Origin of the sequence: Pseudomonas citri (genome assembly GCF_025336485.1) — a bacterium.
Lineage (GTDB): Bacteria > Pseudomonadota > Gammaproteobacteria > Pseudomonadales > Pseudomonadaceae > Aquipseudomonas > Aquipseudomonas citri.
This window is the reverse complement of record NZ_JAODAB010000059.1, coordinates 1-1,147: the sequence shown is the minus strand read 5'-3', so window position 1 is coordinate 1,147 and position 1,147 is coordinate 1. Positions and strand designations below refer to the sequence as shown.

At 58.7% G+C, this 1,147-nt stretch carries 3 protein-coding genes; 2 read left to right on the top strand and 1 reads right to left on the bottom strand.

Going from position 1 to position 1,147, the window contains the following annotated elements; genetic code table 11:
• Both N4Q37_RS27630 and N4Q37_RS27625 read left to right on the top strand, forming a co-directional pair.
• Positions 1-212: hypothetical protein (locus N4Q37_RS27630; RefSeq protein ID WP_260963360.1), on the top strand; the 212-nt coding region annotated here is incomplete at its 5' end.
• A gap of 138 nt (positions 213-350) precedes the next feature.
• On the top strand, positions 351-701 hold the full coding sequence (locus N4Q37_RS27625) for a DUF6124 family protein (RefSeq protein ID WP_260963358.1): 351 nt from the start codon (positions 351-353) through the stop codon (positions 699-701).
• Between the two features lie 65 nt (positions 702-766).
• Here the strand turns inward: N4Q37_RS27625 and N4Q37_RS27620 are convergent, their stop codons facing one another.
• Positions 767-898: a hypothetical protein gene (locus N4Q37_RS27620; RefSeq protein WP_260963356.1), complete on the bottom strand. Its 132-nt coding sequence runs from the start codon at positions 896-898 to the stop codon at positions 767-769.
• Positions 899-1,147: the final 249 nt, after the last annotated feature.

Sequence of the window (1,147 nt, the reverse complement as noted above, 5' to 3'; positions counted from 1 at the left end):
CCATGGCCCAGCGCGGCTATCCCGGCCTCCATGCCGGGATGCCCACTGCGCAATGCCTGCGTTCGGCCAGCGTGGTTGATGGGGCGTTGAGATCAAGATCAAAAGCCAAAGCCAAAGCCAAAGCCAAAGCCAAAGCCATCGCGAGCAGGCTCCCTCCCACAGAATTCGGGGCCGGTCTGACAGACGCGGGGATTTTTCCGACGAGGTTTTAAGGTTGCCCTTCGGAAGCTGTATCTCTAGCTTGTTCGTGTCGCTGCCCATTCAGCGATCGGGACTGCAAGCCCGCCGAATTTGTTAGGCGCCAGCGCCGGGCGCTTAGTCTCGGCTCCAATTGAAACAGGAGCTCCGTTATGAACAAACATCAAACCTCTCCGTCAGCTGGAAGCGCTTTCCCCTACAACGACCCCGATCCGGCCAAACTCCAAGAGGCGGCAGACCGAGCACTCGATTTTCATCTCGGTACCCACCCTGATCCCAAGCCCAAAATCTCAACTCAAGTTTTCACCGTCATCGATACCCTCGACACCGAGTGTCTGTTGGCGAATCTCAGCGAAACCCTGGCCTCGGCCAATGCCATGGTCAATGACCTGGCGTTCGATCTGGAAGGCTCCCGGCGGCACGTCGCATTGGGCGTGGCGCAGATGATTGAATTGAGTGAGCTGTTGGCTAATCGTGCATTGGATATCGTCGACCCGCGCTAGCCAGATGGGGTTTATCCCCAAGCTGGGCTGAGGGGGGAGCAAAGCTTGCTCGCGATGGCGGTACTTCAGTTGATCACCGTGCTTTGGCTTTTGATCTTGATCTTGATCTTGAATGCCCCATTAACCACGCTGGCCGAACGCAGGCATTGCGCAGTGGGCACCTCGGCATGGAGGCCGAGGTAGCCGCGCTGGGCCATGGAGGGCCCTTCGCGGCGGGCCCACGGAGCAATGCCGGAGGGAGGGAACACCTCGCTTGCGAGGTGCCGAGTGGTGGGGCAAAGCGTTTTTGGTTACTTTTTTGGCGTTTGAAAAAAGTAACCCGCCGTCAGGGCGGAACCGCCAGCGGCCGTTACCGCAGCAATGGATATGTGGGACTGTCAGATTTTTTGTGTTCGGGCCGGTAGCGGCCTGCCGTCAGGCAGGCCTTGATTTCACCAGGTCGGCCT